General features: G+C 74.0%; 17 protein-coding genes and 1 pseudogene. 7 read left to right on the top strand and 11 right to left on the bottom strand.

Features of this window, described 5'->3' with window-relative positions:
- The 7 genes from AB0H81_RS37990 to AB0H81_RS37960 all read right to left on the bottom strand — a co-directional run.
- The coding region (locus AB0H81_RS37990) for a glycosyl hydrolase (protein WP_358385054.1) at nt 1–1,693 on the bottom strand (1,693 nt) is incomplete at its 3' end.
- Nucleotides 1,690–2,496 (bottom strand): DeoR/GlpR family DNA-binding transcription regulator, encoded by an 807-nt coding sequence (locus AB0H81_RS37985; protein ID WP_358385051.1) that lies wholly within the window; start codon nt 2,494–2,496, stop codon nt 1,690–1,692. The genes AB0H81_RS37990 and AB0H81_RS37985, both read right to left, overlap by 4 nt.
- A complete protein-coding gene (locus AB0H81_RS37980; protein ID WP_358385049.1) occupies nt 2,493–3,326 on the bottom strand; it encodes a carbohydrate ABC transporter permease in 834 nt (277 codons plus the stop codon). The genes AB0H81_RS37985 and AB0H81_RS37980 overlap by 4 nt, the downstream gene beginning before the upstream one ends.
- Nucleotides 3,323–4,255 carry a sugar ABC transporter permease gene (locus AB0H81_RS37975; RefSeq protein WP_358385046.1) on the bottom strand — a complete coding sequence of 311 codons (933 nt, stop codon included), beginning with the start codon at nt 4,253–4,255 and terminating at the stop codon, nt 3,323–3,325. Before AB0H81_RS37975 ends, AB0H81_RS37980 begins: the two co-directional genes overlap by 4 nt.
- Entirely contained in the window at nt 4,252–5,547 is a 1,296-nt protein-coding gene (locus tag AB0H81_RS37970; RefSeq protein ID WP_358385043.1) for an extracellular solute-binding protein, read from the bottom strand. The genes AB0H81_RS37975 and AB0H81_RS37970 overlap by 4 nt, the downstream gene beginning before the upstream one ends.
- Before the next feature lie 261 nt (nt 5,548–5,808).
- Nucleotides 5,809–6,252: a hypothetical protein gene (locus AB0H81_RS37965; RefSeq protein ID WP_358385041.1), complete on the bottom strand. Its 444-nt coding sequence runs from the start codon at nt 6,250–6,252 to the stop codon at nt 5,809–5,811.
- 38 nt (nt 6,253–6,290) lie between these two features.
- Nucleotides 6,291–7,271, bottom strand: a complete 981-nt coding sequence (locus AB0H81_RS37960) for a YafY family protein (protein WP_358385037.1) — start codon at nt 7,269–7,271, stop codon at nt 6,291–6,293.
- A gap of 120 nt (nt 7,272–7,391) precedes the next feature.
- Between AB0H81_RS37960 and AB0H81_RS37955 the strand changes: the two genes are divergently transcribed.
- Together AB0H81_RS37955 and AB0H81_RS37950 are read left to right on the top strand one after the other, a co-directional pair.
- Nucleotides 7,392–7,817: a VOC family protein gene (locus AB0H81_RS37955; protein ID WP_358385034.1), complete on the top strand. Its 426-nt coding sequence runs from the start codon at nt 7,392–7,394 to the stop codon at nt 7,815–7,817.
- An 82-nt stretch (nt 7,818–7,899) separates the two neighbouring features.
- On the top strand, nt 7,900–9,609 hold the full coding sequence (locus tag AB0H81_RS37950; protein ID WP_358385031.1) for a serine hydrolase: 1,710 nt from the start codon (nt 7,900–7,902) through the stop codon (nt 9,607–9,609).
- A 3-nt stretch (nt 9,610–9,612) separates the two neighbouring features.
- Here AB0H81_RS37950 and AB0H81_RS37945 read toward each other — a convergent pair whose 3' ends face one another.
- Nucleotides 9,613–9,765: a hypothetical protein gene (locus tag AB0H81_RS37945; RefSeq protein WP_358385029.1), complete on the bottom strand. Its 153-nt coding sequence runs from the start codon at nt 9,763–9,765 to the stop codon at nt 9,613–9,615.
- Nucleotides 9,766–10,064: 299 nt separating this feature from the next.
- Between AB0H81_RS37945 and AB0H81_RS37940 the strand changes: the two genes are divergently transcribed.
- Complete coding sequence (locus tag AB0H81_RS37940; protein ID WP_358385026.1) at nt 10,065–10,826, top strand: carbon-nitrogen hydrolase family protein; 762 nt, start codon at nt 10,065–10,067, stop codon at nt 10,824–10,826.
- A 104-nt stretch (nt 10,827–10,930) separates the two neighbouring features.
- Nucleotides 10,931–11,050, top strand: a pseudogene (locus AB0H81_RS37935) (universal stress protein); the annotation flags it as partial.
- Nucleotides 11,051–11,082: 32 nt separating this feature from the next.
- Here the strand turns inward: AB0H81_RS37935 and AB0H81_RS37930 are convergent.
- The 3 genes from AB0H81_RS37930 to AB0H81_RS37920 form a co-directional block, all read right to left on the bottom strand.
- Nucleotides 11,083–11,823, bottom strand: coding sequence for an ABC transporter permease (locus tag AB0H81_RS37930; RefSeq protein ID WP_358385023.1), 741 nt, complete (start codon nt 11,821–11,823; stop codon nt 11,083–11,085).
- A 31-nt stretch (nt 11,824–11,854) separates the two neighbouring features.
- On the bottom strand, nt 11,855–12,721 hold the full coding sequence (locus AB0H81_RS37925; protein WP_358385020.1) for an ATP-binding cassette domain-containing protein: 867 nt from the start codon (nt 12,719–12,721) through the stop codon (nt 11,855–11,857).
- 81 nt (nt 12,722–12,802) lie between these two features.
- On the bottom strand, nt 12,803–13,477 hold the full coding sequence (locus AB0H81_RS37920) for a response regulator transcription factor (RefSeq protein ID WP_358385017.1): 675 nt from the start codon (nt 13,475–13,477) through the stop codon (nt 12,803–12,805).
- Nucleotides 13,478–13,624: 147 nt separating this feature from the next.
- On the opposite strand from AB0H81_RS37920, the gene AB0H81_RS37915 reads away from it, so the two are divergent.
- From AB0H81_RS37915 to AB0H81_RS37905, 3 genes are all read left to right on the top strand, one after another.
- Nucleotides 13,625–15,130, top strand: coding sequence for a HAMP domain-containing sensor histidine kinase (locus AB0H81_RS37915; RefSeq protein ID WP_358385014.1), 1,506 nt, complete (start codon nt 13,625–13,627; stop codon nt 15,128–15,130).
- Between the two features lie 105 nt (nt 15,131–15,235).
- Nucleotides 15,236–15,616 carry an STAS domain-containing protein gene (locus AB0H81_RS37910; protein WP_358385011.1) on the top strand — a complete coding sequence of 127 codons (381 nt, stop codon included), beginning with the start codon at nt 15,236–15,238 and terminating at the stop codon, nt 15,614–15,616.
- A gap of 56 nt (nt 15,617–15,672) precedes the next feature.
- Entirely contained in the window at nt 15,673–16,008 is a 336-nt protein-coding gene (locus AB0H81_RS37905; protein WP_358385008.1) for a hypothetical protein, read from the top strand.
- Nucleotides 16,009–16,238 lie beyond the last annotated feature (230 nt).

The following is a 16,238-nucleotide window of genomic DNA, read 5'->3' as shown; positions in this document are numbered from 1 at the left end:
GCGGCCCGCCGGGGAGCGTCTCCACGGCCACCACCAGGCCGCCCCGCTCCGCGAAGGCGATCAGCGCCCGCTCGGTGTCCGGCTCCAGCACCGCGCAGGCGGGCAGGACGACGGCCGCGTACGACTCCCCGGCCACCTCCAGCCGCGCCCCGCCGCCGATCTCGACCCCGGCTCCACCTCCGGCCTCGGCGCCGCTCCGGACTCCGGTCGCGGACGGCCGCACGGTGGCGCGCTGGATCGAGTCGTCGTCGATGACGTCCGCGTCCAGCCCCAGCTCGTCCAGCACTCCGGGCACCATCCGGAACCACGCCATGTCGCCGACGAGCCGCCGGTACACCTCCTGCGCGCGTCCGGCCTCCGGACCGGCCCCGTCGAGCCCGGTGAAGGCCTGGGCGGTGGCCGTGGGCAGCAGCACCGCCACCTCGCACGCGTGCCGCCCCAGCGACAGCGCCGCGCACAGCCGCGTGACGGCGTCGGCGAAGACGCGGTGGTGCCGCCAGTACGGCTGGCGCCAGTCCGTGGCCGGGGGCGCCCACTCCCACCAGCCGCCCTTGGTCGTGTAGTACACGGCGTGCGGGTTGTAGAGCGTGGCGCCGGCGCGCAGCCAGGGCAGCAGCCAGTCGAAGGTCTCCTCCAGCGTGCCGCCCCAGCCGCTGGAGTGGAACGCCTCGATCCAGGTGCGGGGGCGGCCGTACAGGTGGGCGAGGGAGGAGTGGATCCGCGCGTCGCCGTGGTGGTCGGAACCCGGCGCGCCGAACCAGCGGTGCGTGCGGGCGTAGTCGGCGTACAGCTGCACGCCCTCCACGGGGTGGCCGGCCCGGGCCGGGTCCTGCTGGTCGCAGCCGCTCACCAGGCCGTGCCGCTCGTGCCAGGCGGCCAGCGGCCGGAAGAACGCCTCCTCGGCCAGCTCGGCCCGCGTCCGGTGGTAGTCGCGCCGCACCCGCCCCGCGTCCGGCCCGTCCGCTCCGTCGCGCCGCGGGTCCGCGTCCGGGCCCTTCCCTCCCTCGCGCCACAGCAGGGGCAGGTGCGGCGTGAGGTCGTAGCCGCGCCGCCGGGCGAACTCCTGCGCGAAGCCGTCCGACCAGGTCGGGATCGACGGCAGCTCGTCCTGGAACGAGCCGGCGATGACGCCGCCCAGCCGGTGCCCGAGCCGGCGCTCGAACTCGCCGTGGACGCGGTCGATGAGCGCCGCGCACGCCTTCCGCGACAGGTAGTCGAAGCCGCGGGTCGTGACGGAGCCGTCCGGCGCGAGCCAGCGCCCCGCGAAGCGCGGCTCCTCGTCCACCAGCCGCGCCTGGAGGTCCGCGCCGGAGAAGCCGAGCTGGTCGTAGAACCACAGGGAGATCCCCAGCTCCTCGGCGTCGTCGCACACCTGCTCCAGCAGCGTCCACCACGCCTCGGAGAAGAACGGCGGGTCGTCGGCGTCGGAGCCGAACATCGGCCCGGACGGCGCCAGGTTGAGGATGACGAGGTTCCACACGCCGCCCTCGGCGAACCGTTCGAGCTGCCGGCGCAGCCGGTCACGGCGGAGCGGCTCCCCGCTCCACCACCAGATCGCCGCGGGGGAGTAGGCCCGCGGCGGCTCGGCCAGGACCCGCGCGAGACCGGGCGGCAGCGACGGCGCGAGGTCCGGCGGCGCAGAGCGCGGGAGGGACGGGGACGAAGAGGACGGGAGGGACGGCGGGGTGGTCATGACGCCTCCGGAGGGAGCAGGGCGGCAACGTCGAGGGACCGCGTGAGCTGGTCGAGGTCCTGCAGCGCCTCGGGCGCGGCCCCGGCGTCCACGATGACGCGGTCGAACGCCTGGAGCCGCGCCACACGGTACAGCGCGGTCCGGGCCAGCTTGGTGTGGTCGATCAGCAGCACGCTGCGCGTGGCCGAGGCCAGCATGGCCCGCTTGACCGGCACGATGTGCTGCTCCTGGTGGTAGGCGTAGCCGCCGGTCACCGCCGAGGTCGACACGAAGCACAGATCGGCCTGCAGGGCGGCGATGGCGTCGGTGCAGGAGACGCCGAGGAAGGAGTTGTGCAGCACGTCGTAGTCGCCGCCCAGCGCGATGAGCCGGATCCCGGGCATGCCCGCGACCAGCTCGATCGTGGTGAGGAAGTTGGTGACGACGGTCAGCGGGGCCAGCGCCTCCAGCCGCCGCGCGAGGACCAGGCTGGTGGTGGAGTCGTCGAGCATGACCGCCATGCCCGGCTCGACCAGCTCGGCCGCCCGCGCGGCGATCGCGTCCTTCTCCCCGCGCATCGACCGCTCGCGGAAGGAGACGTTGCTCTCGAACACGCTCGACGGCTGCGCGGTCACGCCGCCGCGCAGCTTGCGGACCAGGCCCTGCCGTTCCAGCTCGTTCAGATCCCGGTGGATCGTCATCAGGCTGACCTGGAACAGCCCGGCCAGCTCGCCCGCCGTGATGTCGCCGCGGGCGAGGATCTGCTCGGCGATGGCCTCCTGCCGTCTCGCCGGGCCCAGCCGCGTGCCGCCGCCGTCGATCATCCCTTGAGCCCGCCCGCGAAGCCCTTGATGATGTGCCGCTGGAACACGAAGTACAGCACCAGGATCGGGGCCACGGCGATGGCCAGGCCGGCGAAGATGATCCCCCAGTCGGAGGAGTACTCGCCGACGAAGGAGAACACCGCCACGGGCACCGTCTGCTGGGCCGTGCCCGACACGTACAGCATGGGTGTCAGGAAGTCGTTCCAGATGAACAGCGCGTTGAGGATGATCACCGTGCCGGTCACCGGGCGCAGCATCGGGAAGACGACCCGCCGGAACGCCTGGAAGGCCGTGGCGCCGTCCACGTAGGCCGCCTCCTCGTAGGCGCGGGGCAGCGCCCTGAGGAAGCCGGAGTAGAGGAATACGGTCAGCGGCAGCTCGTGCCCGGTGTAGAAGACGATGAGCGACGTGTACGTCTTGAGCAGCCCGGCGTCGCGCATGAGCTGGTACAGCGGGATCATGCCGAGCTGGAGCGGGATGACGAGCCCGAGCACGAACAGCAGGAACACGCCGTAGCCGAGCCCGCGCTTCCACCGCGCCAGCGCGAACGAGGCCAGCGAGCCGGTCAGCACCAGCATCATCACGCTCAGCGAGGTGACGACGGTGCTGTTGACCAGCGCCTTGCCCATCTCGGCCGACGACCACGCCTCGGCCAGGTTGCCCCAGTACACCGAGGAGGGCGGCGCGAGGACGTTCGTGGCGACGTCCTGGGGCCGTTTGAGCGCCACCATGAGCAGCACGTACAGGGGGAAGACGAACGCGACGGCGCAGCCGGCCATCACCACTTCCAGCAGCAGCCCGCGCCCGCCGCGGGCGGCCGGGCGGGTCACGCCTCCACCTCCAGCCGGCGCAGCACCTTGAGCTGCAGGAAGCTGATGAACGCCACGATCATCGTCAGCACGAGCGCGAGCGCGGTGCCGTAGCTGTAGTCGTTGAGCACGAACGCCTGCTTGTACATGTTGAGGGAGAGGGTCTCGGTGGCGTAGCCGGGACCGCCGCCGGTCATGGCGAACACCTGGTCGAACAGCTTCAACCCGGTGATCATGGTGAGGACGAGCGTGATCGTGGTGGCCGGCGCCAGCAGGGGCAGGGTCACGTACCGGAACCGCTGCCGGCGGCTGGCGCCGTCGAGCGCGGCCGCCTCGTACAGCTCCTTCGGCACGCCCTGGAGCCCGGCCAGGAAGATCACCATGGACAGGCCGGCGTGCTGCCACACGATCGCGACCACGACCGACCACAGGGCCAGCGACTCGTCGCCGAGCCAGCTCTGCTGGAGCCCCTCCAGGCCGAACGCGGCCAGCAACCCGTCGAGCGGGCCGCCGGGGGAGTAGACGTACTTCCACAGCACGCCGATGACCAGCGGCGGCAGCACGGCCGGTGCGAAGAACAGGGTGCGCAGCAGGTTGCGGCCCCGGATGGCGGTGTCCAGGGCGAGCGCGAGGGCCAGGCCGATCACGTTCTGCACGATCATGAGGGCCACGGCCAGCAGGAGCGTGTTCCACAGCGAGCCGACCGCCTCGGCGTCGCCGAGCAGGCGGCCGAAGTTGGCCAGGCCCACCGGGTTCACCTGCGAGCCGAGGCCGCTCCAGTCGGTGAACGCGTACACCGCGCCGGCCACGCTCGGGTAGAGCACGACCAGCCCGTAGAAGAACAGCGCGGGGACGACGAACAGCCAGCCGCGGCGGGGCCCCCGCCGCCCGGAGCGGGCGGCGGAGGCGTGCCGGCTCCCGGCGGAGGGGCGCGAGAGCTGCAGGGTCATGAGCTCTTCTTCTGGTACGACTCGTCCATCTTCTTCAGCGCGTCGTCGACCGTCGCCGAGCCGGAGAAGAGCTGCTGGCCGACCGTGAGCAGGGTCTGCTGCACGACGGCGTTGGGCCAGGTGTGGTTGGCGAACGGCACGTTGCGCCCGTCCTTCAGGAACGGCAGGAGCGGCGCGAGCGTGGGGCTGACCTTGTCGGTGGGCACGCCGTCGAGCCCGGGCACGCCCTTGGCCGCCGCGCAGAACGAGGCGATGTTGGCCGGCTGGGCCAGGAAGTCGAGGAACTTGCGCGCCTCGGCCGCCCGCTCGCTCTTGGCGTTGACGCCGAACAGGTGGCTCGGCGAGGCGGGGATCATCGTCTTGGCCGCGTCGTCGCCGCCGGGCGCGGCGAAGACGCCGAACTCGGCCTCGCCGCCCGCCGCGTAGCCGGCCATGAGGGAGAACGTACTGGTGACCAGGTTGACCATGGCGGCCTGGCCGGAGGCGACCGCCTTCATCGACTGGTCGAGGGAGACGCCGAGGGGCTTGTCGTTGAAGAAGCCGCGCTTGTTCAGCTCCAGGATCTTCTCCAGTGCCTCCTTCCAGCCCGCCGAGGCGGCGAAGGTGGTGGCGCCGGAGGCGAGCTTGGCGTCGAAGCCGGGGTCGGCCGCGTAGACGGTCGTGGCGGCCAGCGCGTACGCGGTGAACTGGATCGTGGTGGCGTCGGCCATGCCGAGCGCGATGGGCGTCCTGCCCGCCTTCTTGATCTTGTCGCAGACGTCCAGCAGCTCGCTCCACGTCGTGGGCGGCTCCAGGCCCAGCTCGGTGAAGATCTTCTTGTTGTAGAAGGTGCCGATGATGGCGCGGTTCGTGGTCAGCGCGTACGTCTTGCCGTCCACCTGGCAGAGCGGCTTGAAGCCGGCCGGCATCGAGCCGGCCCAGGACGCGGAGGACAGGTCGGCGAGGAAGCCCTGCGGGGCGAGGAGCTTGACGGCGGTCGGCTCGCCGCTGCCCGGGCCGACCCGGAACAGGTCGGGGGCGGTGTTCGAGGTGAGCCGGGTGCGGATCTGCGAGCCGAGCTGGTCGGTGGCCATGTAGGTGGGCTCGAACTTCACGCCGCTCTGCTTCTCGTAGGCGGCGATGATCGGGGAGAGCGGGGCGCGCTGCTCGTTGGTGGCGCCGAGCGTGAGCTTGCCGGTGTCCTCGCTGCCGCCGCCGACGAATCCGCAGGAGGTGAGCAGGCTGCCGGACGCCACGGCGCCCGCGCCGAGCACACCGATGCGCAGGAAGTCGCGCCTGGTGGAAGTGGTCATGTGTATCTCCAGGGGGGTGTCCGAAAATCGGAGGGAGATCGCGTTATTGAACGCGGCATTAACACTGACATGTGATAGATCACGGTGTCTAGTGTTAAAAGGTGCGAAAAAATCACGCCTGACCAGGGGGGAGAGCAGTCCGGAAGGCCGATCTGTGCAGGTCCTGGAGTCGCGCCGCAGGGCTGGGGGCGGGCCGTCCGTTCGGTGGCCGCACAGTCGTCTGTTAGTTTTCACAGCCCGTTTGATATCGGATGGGGCGAATCAGGCGGGCTGGTCCCAGATGCTCCCCGTGCCCGCCACCTCGTCCAGGCGCGCGCTCAGCGTCCCCTCCAGCGCCAGCGTCGCGTTCTCGAAGTCCTCGGTCGCGATGACCACCTTGACGCCGCCGAAGGCCGTGTAGGCCAGGTCGATGTTGACGTTCGCGTCCGCGAGCTGCCGGGTCAGCTCGCCCAGCGTGCCGGGCCGGTCCTCGATGTTGACCACCAGCACGGGCCGCTCGTCGGCGATCCCCATGCCCCCGTCCTCCAGCGCGCGCCGGCAGCGCGCCGCGTCGCCGTCGGCGACCAGCACGTGGATCACGCCCTTGCCGTCGCCCGTGAAGGCGGCCATGCCCTCGATGTTCACGCCGGCCTCGCCGGTGAGCTCCCCCAGGCGGGCCAGCTCTCCCGGCCGGTCGTTCAGGATCACGGTGAGGTTGGTCGGCATGACCCCCTCATTTTCGCACTCAGCCACAAAGCGGACCGTCAGCGGGGTGCCTCCTCGGCCGCCGCGGCGGCGTAGCGGGCGGCCAGCTCACGCAGATGCGCGCGCAGAGCGGGCGGATCCAGCACCGTGAACGGCACACCGAGGCTCCCCAGGAAACCGGCCAGGTCGTGGAGCGACTCGCTGCCCGTCTCCAGCAGGCACCCGGCCTGCCCGTCACCGGGCTCCAGAGGAGTCAGCAGGCCGGCGGCCGGCGGGATCCGGTCGGCCACCGCCTCCGCCGGCGCGTGCAGCCGCACCCGGGCCGGATACCGGTAGGCCGTCGAGGCGGCGCCCCGCACGACGTGGGCAGCCGCGTCGCCGCCGGGCGGCGTGCGCGGGGTGAAGCGCGGCCCGTTGGGGGTGCGCGGCCGCACGCGGTCGGCGCGGAACGTCCGCCAGTCGTCCCGGTCGCCGTCCCAGGCCAGCAGGTACCAGCGCCGCCCGGTGTGGACGAGGCGGTGCGGCTCGACGGTGCGGACGGAGGTCGTGCCGTCGTGGCCCTCGTAGTCGAAGCGCAGCCGCTCCCGGTCGCGGATGGCGGCCGCGATCGCGGTGAGCGTCCCGGCGTCCACGGTCGGCCCCCGCCCCGCCACGGACACGGTCGCCGCGCGCACCGCCTCGATGCGGTGACGCAGCCGCGACGGCAGCATCCGCTGCACCTTCGTCAGCGCGCTCAGCGAGGTCTCCTCGATCCCCGTCACCGAGCCGGACGCGGCGGCGTGCAGGCTGACCGCGACCGCCACGGCCTCCTCGTCGTCCAGCAGCAGCGGCGGCAAGGTGGTGCCCGCGCCGAGCCGGTAGCCGCCCGCGGTACCGGTGACCGAGTGGATCTCGTAGCCGAGGATCCGCAGCCGTTCCACGTCGTTGCGCACGGTCCGCGTCGTCACGTCCAGTCGCTCCGCCAGCTCCGCCCCGCCCCAGCCGGGCCGCGCCTGCAGCAGCGACAGCAGCCGCAGCAGCCGCACCGAAGTCTCCAGCATCCCTCGAGTCTGCCACCGCTTGAGGAACCGGAGGTTCCTCAAGCGGTTCTACTGTTCCTCCCCTACCGCGACACACCGGACAGGACGCTCCTGTCCGGGCCATGGAGGGGAACGTTCGTCATGCTGCGTGGAATCGCCACCGTCAACCTTTTCGCCGACGACCTGGCCGCCGCCCGTGACTGGTACACCGAGCTGCTCGGCGTCGAGCCGTACTTCGAGGCGCCCGGGCCCGACGGCGGGCCGGCGTACGTCGAGTTCCGGGTGGGCGACCACCAGCAGGAGCTGGGCATCGTACGCGGCGCGTACGCCCCCCACGGCCCCGGTGCCCGCGCCGCCGGGCCGTCCGGCGCCGTCCTGTACTGGGCTGTCGACGACCTGGAGGCCGGCCTGGACCGGCTGCTCTCCCTGGGCGCCCAGGAACACCAGGGCATCGTGGACCGCGGGGGCAACGGGTTCGTGACGGCGTCCGTGGTGGACCCGTTCGGCAACGTCCTCGGGATCATGACCAACCCCCACTACCTGGAGGTTCTCGCGTCGCGGGGCTGAGGAAGGCTCCGGGGCGCGCGGCGACACGCCGCCGGGCACGGCCGCCTCTCCCGGCCGCCGAACCGGGGCTTAACCTGCGGTAATGGGGTGGGGGAGCACGACGGCGCTGGTGGCCGCCGGGACGGCGGCGGTGCTGCTGTGCGGGTGCGGCGCCACACCCCAGGGGGCGATGCCTGCGGTCCCCCAGGGGGCGATGCCTGCGGCGCCCCAGGGGGTGATGCCTGCGGCGCCCCAGGGGGTGATGTCCGCCGCGCCCCGGGCCACGCTGTCGGCGGCGCCGCCCGCTGAGCCCCCGCCCGCTCTCACCCCGGCCGCCGTGGACGCCGCCGTGGCGCGGCTCGACGGGATCGCGCGCGACGTGATGGGCCGGACGGGCGTGCCCGGCATGGCCGTGACCGTCGTGTACCGGGACCGGGTCGCCTACCTCAAGGGGTTCGGGGCGCGCCGCGCCGGGAGCCCCGGGGCCGTCGGCCCGGACACGGTCTTCCAGCTCGCCTCCGTGTCCAAGCCGCTGGCCACCACCGTGGTCGCACGCGTGGTCGGCCAGAAGACCGACCGGAAGGGCGGCGGGCCGCGCGCGGTGGGCTGGGACGACCCGGTCGTCCGGCACGACCCCGGGTTCGCGCTCAAGGACCCCTGGGTGACCCGGCACGTGACGCTGGCCGACCTGCTCTCCCACCGCAGCGGCCTGCCCGACCACGCGGGCGACCTGCTGGAGGACCTCGGCTACGGCCGCCGCTACATCCTGGAGCACCTGCGCGACGAGCCCCTCGGCCCGTTCCGCGCCCGGTACGCCTACACCAACTTCGGCTTCACCGAGGCGGCGCTCGCCGTGGCGAGGACCCGCGGGCTGTCGTGGGAGGAGCTGTCGCGGACGCTCCTGTACGAGCCGCTGGGCATGCGCTCCACCAGCTCCTCCTTCGCCGCGTACGCGCGGGCGCCCGACCGGGCCGCGGGTCACGTGCGGGTGGACGGGCGCTGGGAGGCCCGCCACGTCCGCGATCCGCAGGCCCAGTCACCGGCGGGAGGCGCCAGCTCCACGGCCCGCGACCTCGGCGCCTGGCTGCGCCTCCAGCTCGCCGGCGGCGTGTACGCGGGCAGGCGGCTCATCCAGCCGTCTGCGCTCGACCGGACGTACCTGCCCCACATCCTGTCCGCCCCGCCCACGGCCCCGTACGGCCGGCCCGGCTTCTACGGCCTCGGCTGGAACGTCGGCTACGACGACCTCGGCCGGCTCCAGCTCGGCCACTCCGGCGCGTTCGCCCTGGGCGCGGCCACGAACGTGACCATGCTGCCGTCCGAAAGGCTCGGCATCGCGGTGCTCACCAACGGCGAGCCCGTCGGCGCCGCCGAGGCCGTGGCGCTCACGTTCCTCGACGTCGCCCGGTACGGCCGCCCGACCGTGGACTGGCTGCGGCTGGCCGGCGAGGCGTTCGCCCGGATGGAGCGCGGCGAGCGGCCGGCGAGCGACTACGGCAGGCCGCCCGCGGACGCCGCGCCCGCCCGGCCGGCGCGCGCCTACACGGGCCGGTACGCCAACGGCTACTACGGCCCGCTGACCGTCACCGAGGAGGGCGGCGGGCTGGTCATGCGGCTCGGGCCGAAGCCCCTCCGGCTGCCGCTGCGCCACTACGCCGGCGACACCTTCGCCTACCGCACCCCGGGGGAGAACTCCGTGGGCCTGGACGGCGTCCGCTTCACCGTCGGCGCGGACGGCCGGGCCACGAAGGTCACCGTGGCCAACCTCGACCACACCGGCCTCGGCACGTTCACCCGCGGCCCGTCCTCCTGACCCTCAGGAGGACGGGCCGAAGACGCGCCGGGGGACGGCCGGGTCGGCGGCGAGGAAGGGGAGGGCGCGTTCCGGAAGCAGCGCGAGTTCGCCGGGCCGCACCTTGATCTGGGCGCCCGGCGAACACCGCGGCGGGACGGGACGACGAAGCCGCACCCGGGAATGCGGCCGCCCGCCCGTCCGGGCCACCCGGCTGCCCGCCCGTCCGGGCCACCCGGCTGCCCGCCCGTCCGGGCCACCTGGCCGCCCGCCCGTCCGGGCCACCCGGCGGAGCGTGTCATCCGTTTCTCGCGCATCGCGGCGACATCGGGCTCACGGGGGAGCGGCGCTTCGCGCCCGGGCGGCCTGTCTACGATGGGCTCGCCCCGCGAATCCATCCGCGAATCCCATCCGCGAATCCCGTCCGCGAATCCCGTCCGCGAATCCCGTCCGCGGGCCCGTTCTGAGGAGGTCGCATGCCCGAGCCGCTGACGATCGCGGTCGCCCAGCCCCTGTCCGTCCCGCACGACGTCGCGGCCAACGCCGCCGGGCACGCCCGCGCCGTGCGGTCCGCGGCGGCGCGGGTCGTCGTGTTCCCCGAGCTGTCGCTGACGGGGTACGAGCTGGACGCCGAGACCGTCACCCCCGGCGACGCCCGGCTGGAGCCGCTCGTGGCCGCGTGCGCCGAGACCGGGTCCGTGGCGTTGGCCGGCGCGCCCGTGGACGGGGACGACGGGCCGCACATCGCGGTGCTGGCCGTCGACGGGAGCGGCGTCACCGTCGCCTACCACAAGATGTACCTCGGAGCCGAGGAGGCCGTCCGGTTCGCACCGGGTGCCGAGCCGCGCGTGCTGGAGGTGGACGGCTGGCGGCTCGGGCTCGCCGTCTGCAAGGACACCGGCGTCCCCGAGCACGCCGCGGCGACGGCCGCCCTCGGGATCGACGCGTACGTGGCCGGCACGGTCAAGCACGCCCACGAGGCGGAGCTCCAGGCCGAGCGTGCCCGGCGCATCGCCGCCGGCCACGGGATCTGGGTGGCGGTGGCCAGCTTCGCCGGGCCGACCGGGGGTGGGTTCGCCGAGACGGCGGGCCGCTCCGGGGTGTGGGCGCCCGGCGGCGACCTGGTGGCCCAGTCCGGTCCGGAGACCGGCGCGGTCCTGACCGCGCAGCTCACCCCGAAGCCCGCCACGCAGCTCACCACTAAGCCCACCGCGCAGCTCACCACGAAGCCCACCTGACCTCGGCCCTCCCGGATGACCGTTGGGCCCTGCGTCACGGGACCTCCGGCCCTGCCGGACCGCCGCCCCGCCGCGGTGCGATGGAGGGGACGGGGGAGGACATCATGATCGTTGTGGGCGTCGACGGTTCGGTGGCGGCCCGGGCCGCGGTGGAGTGGGCCGCCGGCGACGCGTTCCGCGCGCACGTCCCCCTGCGCATCGTGCACGCCGTGGACCGCTCGCCGGACCAGATCATCGCCCGCCCCTGCGCGGCGGGTCAGCGGGTGAGGCGGGGCAGCAGGGCCGCGGCGACGGTCACGCCCACGGCCAGCGCCACGACCAGCACCGCGACGTCCAGGCCCAGGTGGGCGGGCGTGCCGAGCAGGAGGCCGCGCAGCGCGTCCACCTCGTACCCCAGCGGGTTCACCCGGTTGACGGCCTGGAGCCACGCGGGCATCAGCGCCACCGGGTAGAGCGCGTTCGACGCGAAGAACAGCGGCATCGTCAGCGCCTGCCCGATGCCCATGACCCGTTCCCGGCTCAGCACCAGCCCGGCGATCACGATGGACAGGCACGAGAAGAACCCCGCGCCCAGCACCAGGACGACGAACGCGGCGCCGATGCGCAGCGGGTTCGCGGTGAGGGAGACGCCCAGCACCGCGGAGAGCAGCAGGATGACGACGCCCTGGATCACCGCCCGCACCCCCGCCGCGAACGCCTTGCCCGTCACCAGCGCCACCCGGGGCGCCGGCGTGACCAGCAGCTTGGCCAGCACGCCCGCGTCACGCTCCCAGATGATCTGGATGCCGTAGAAGATCGCGATGAACAGCGCCGACTGGGCCAGGATGCCGGGCGCCAGGTAGTCGAGGTACGGCAGGTCGCCCGTCGGTATGGCGTGGATCCGGGTGAACGTCACGCCGAACACCAGCAGCCACAGGGCCGGCTGGATCGCCCGGGTCAGCAGCTCCGTCCGGTCGTGGCGCACCTTCTGCAGCTCGACCAGGCACAACGCCCACACCGGCCCCGCGCTGAGGCGCCAGGGCGCAGGCTCAGCCGAGCCGGCTCGCCGTGCGGCGGGTGCTTCTGATGTCACGCGCGTCACCTCCCGCGGCGTCGAGGAAGCTCAGGGAGTCGCCGGCGCAGGCGCGGAAGACGTCCTCCAGCGACGCCTCCGGACCGAGTCCGGCCGTCAGCTCGGCCGGCACGCCGAGCGCCCGGATCCTGCCGAGGCTCATCAGCGCCACCCGGTCGCAGTGCTGCTCGGCCTCGTCCATGTAGTGGGTGGTGACCAGCACGGTCATGCCGGTCTCGGCGCGCAGCGCGCCGATCCGCTCCCACACGACGGCCCGCGCCACCGGGTCCAGGCCGATGGTCGGCTCGTCCAGCACCAGCAGGCGGGGCCGGTTGATCAGCGCCTGGGCGAGTTCCAGGCGCCGCATCATCCCGCCCGAGTACGTGCCCGCGAGCCGGTCGGCCGCCTCCTCCAGCCCCATGGCCGACAGGGACCGCGCGACCCGCTCCTCCCGCTCGGCGCGGGGCACGTTGTACAGGCGGGCGAACAGGGCGACGTTCTGCCGCCCGGTCAGCGCGCCGTCCGCCGAGAGCTGCTGCGGCACGTACCCGATGCGCCTGCGCACGGCCATGCGCTCGCGCGCCGCGTCCAGGCCGAACACCCGCACCGACCCCGGCGGGCAGGTCAGCAGCGTGACGATGAGGCGGATGGTCGTCGTCTTGCCGGCGCCGTTCGGGCCGAGCAGCCCGAACACCTCACCTGCCGCCACCTCCAGGTCGATCCCGTCCACGGCCGCCCTGGCGCCGAACGCGTACCACAGGCCGGAGATCTCCACGGCGAGGCCGGCCCGCGCGGTGCGCGGCTCCCCCAGGACCGTCCCCGCCTCCCCCGACGCTTTCACCATGCGCCACCCCTTTCACGCTGGACACCCCCACTGTGCGTCGCCGCCGATGAGACGACGATGAGAGCCCGGGAGCGGGCGGGGTCAGCGGTCGGTGGACAGGCGGTAACCGGCGCCGCGCACGGTCTGGATCGTGTCGCGGCCGAACGGGCGGTCCACCTTCTCCCGCAGGTAGCGCACGTACACGTCCACGACGTTCGAGCCGCCGTCGTAGGCGAAGTCCCAGACGTGCTCGATCAGGTACGACCGGCTGAGGATCTCGTCGGGCCGCCGCATCAGCTCGTGCAGCAGCGCGAACTCCTTGGCCGACAGGTGGATCTCGGTCTCGCCCCGCCGTACGGTCCTCGTGCCCGGGTCCAGGCTGAGGTCGCCCGCCCGCAGCACGGCGGGGCGGCGCACCTGGTCGCGGCGGGTCAGGGCGCGCAGCCGCGCGTACAGCTCGGCCAGCGCGAACGGCTTCGTCAGGTAGTCGTCGGCGCCCGCGTCGAGTCCGCGCACCCGGTCGTGCACCGTGTCGCGGGCGGTCAGCATGATGACCGGCGCCCACCGGCCCCGCTCCCGCATCCGCCGGCACACCTCGTACCCGTCGGGCGGCGGGATCATCGCGTCGAGCACCACGGCGTCGTAGTCGTGCTCCATGACGCTCCACAGGGCGTCCTCGCCGCTCGTGGCCACGTCCACGGCGTAGCTCTCCCGCCGCAGGCCGCGCGCCAGCACGTCGGCCATGGCGGCGTCGTCCTCGACGACGAGCACCCTCATGCGGGCCAGCTTAAGACCCTCCCCTCGGGCGGGGGCCGGGTAGGGGAGGCGCGGGATCGTGGTCGCGGCGCGGGCATCCCTTCGGCCGCCGGAGCAGGGGCCGCGGAGGTACGCGTGAGAGGATGGCAGGGATCCGGAGGTGGGGCCGTGCGGCTGGTACCGCGTTCGCTCCGTGTCCGGCTGGTGCTGGTGACCGCGGTCGGCGCCTCCGTCGCGCTCGTGCTCTGCCTGGCCCTGCTGTACACGGTGCTCGACCGGCAGCTTCGGGCCGCGTTCGACGCCGACCTGAGCCGCCGGGCCGGTGACGTGGCCGCCGCCGTGAGCGCGGGCGCGCCGGACGTCGTCCCCCTCGACCCCATGGCCCAGCTCTACGCCCCAGGCGGGGAGCCGGTCGCCACGTCGCCCGTCCTGGACGGCGGCCGGCTCCTGGAGCCGGCGCGGGTACGCGCCCTGCGGGAACAGGTGTTCACCGCCGCGTCCCTGCCGAGGCCGCGCGGCGAGGAGCCCGTGGAGGTCCGCTTGCTGGCGCGGCGTCTGCCCGACGGCCGGGTCCTGGCCGTGGGGATCCGGGCCGCCCCGCTCGAGCACGCCCGCGCCCGGCTGCTCGTGGCCCTCGCCCTGGCCGTGCCGCCGCTCATCCTGCTCGTCTCGGCCGCCGCATGGGCCGTCGTACGGGCGGCGCTGCGGCCCGTGGGCGCGCTGACCCGCGAGGCGGCGGCCATCTCGTCGCTGGAGAACGGGCGGCGGCTGCCGAGCGTCCCCGGCGACGACGAGATCGCCCGGCTCGCCCGCACCCTCGACGGGATGCTCGCCCGGCTGCGGGTCGCGTTCGACCACGAGCGGGCGTTCGTGGACGACGCGAGCCACGAGCTGCGCACGCCCATCGCGGTGCTGCGCGGGGAGATCGAGCTGGCCCTGTCGGCTCTGTCCGACGCCCGCGCGACCGGCGACCCCGCCGCGATCGAGGACGCCCGCGTGACCGGCGCCGCCGATGCGACACCCGCGGGCGAGACCCGGGACGCGCCCGAGGCCGCGTCAAGCCGTCGTGACGAGCGGCGCGGTGAACGGGACGTCGTGGCGGGCGAGCGCCAGGACCGGCTCGAGGAGGTGGAGAGGTCGCTGCGCGGGGCGCTGGGGGAGACCGAGCGGCTGTCGCGGCTGGCCGAGAACCTGCTGACGCTCGCCCGCGCCGGCTCCCTGCCGGCCCGGGCCGAGCCGGTGGACCTGCTCGACGTGGTGCGCGAGGAGGCGGACACGCTCCGGCCGCTGCTGGGGCTGCGCGTGGAGGTCGCGGGCGACCCGCTCGTGGTGCCGGCCGACGCCGACCGGCTCCGGCAGGTGGTCGCCAACCTGATGGCCAACAGCGCCGCGGCCGGGGCCACGCTCCTGAGCGTCCGGGTGGACACGGGGCGGGAGTGGCACGTCGTGGAGTTCGCCGACGACGGGCCGGGCTTCGCACCCGGGCTGCTGGAGTCGGCGATGGAGCGCTTCACGCGCGGCGACGACGCCCGCACCCGGGGCCGGTCCGGCGCGGGGCTCGGCCTGCCGATCGCCCGCGCCGTGGTCGCCGCCCACGGGGGCACGATGACCGTGGGCAACGGGCTCCCGCTCGGCGGCGCGGTGGTCACCATCCGTCTCCCCGTCCACCCGTGACCCGGTTCCCACTCTCATCGCCGTCTCATCGTCCGGGCCTCAGGATGAGAGGCGCCCCCGGACCCCTTGGAGCCGATCAGGACCGACGGAAGGACCCCAGGCGCCATGGAACCCCTCACCCTCGCGCGCCGGCGCATGCCCGGCGTCATCCTCGTCGCGGTGGGCGGCGAGCTCGACATCCTCACCGCCGGCCGGTTCGGCGCCTTCGCCGGCCGCGCCCACCGCCCCGGCGAGCACCTCGTCATCGACCTGGCCGCGACCACGTTCCTCTCCAGCCACGGGCTGCGGGCGCTGCTGGAGGTCGGGGACGACGTCCGGCGCGACGGCGGCGTCACCCGGCTGGCCGCGCTGCTCCCCGGTCCGCTGCGGCTCGTCCGGCTCCTTCACGCCGACGTCCTGGTGCCCGTGCACGCCACGGTCGAGGACGCCCTGGGCGCGGCCGCCGCCCGGCCGCCCTTCCTTCCCGGCCGCGAACCTGTTGCATAGTAAAGTTTCCTAAAAGATACTCCAGGGAGTTGATCCCCCGACTCCCAGGAGCGCCCATGGTCCGCCGCGGCCTGACCCTCGCCACCGCCACCCTCACCGCCGCCTTCGCCGCTTCCCTCGTCACCGCCGCGCCCGCCCAGGCGGCCGTCGTGGACGTCACGTTCGGCCCGACCTCCATCGGCGACTACTGCCACGCGCGGGTCAGCTCGTCGTCCTGGATCGGCTTCCACGAGCCCGGAGGGCTGCGCTGCTACGCCGGCGGGATGGGGGGAGCCCTCCAGTACGCGGGCTCCGGCGACCCGTACCTCGCCTGCAAGTACCTGACGACCGACGTCGTCATGAGCGCGTCGCGCGGCACGTCCGACGCCCTGGTCTGCCGCGTCGTCCGCTGACGGCGGGAGCACCGGGACACGAGCCGCGCGGCGGGGGTGCCCCGGAAGGAGCGGGCGGAACGCGGGCCGGCGGCGCCGGGGGCCGGTCGCGGAGGCGGTCAGGCGCCCGCCTTCAGCGCGACCGTGCCGGCCCGCGTCTCCGCCACCAGGAAGTCCACCACGTCCTCCATCCGTCCCCGCCGGTCGAAGACCCGGCGCTGGCGCACCGGCGAGCAACATAGCGCGTAGCA

Origin of the sequence: Nonomuraea sp. NPDC050691 (genome assembly GCF_040654455.1) — a bacterium.
Classification (GTDB): Bacteria; Actinomycetota; Actinomycetes; order Streptosporangiales; family Streptosporangiaceae; genus Nonomuraea.
Note: the sequence above shows the minus strand (reverse complement) of the source record. Positions and strands in the feature narration are given on the sequence as shown.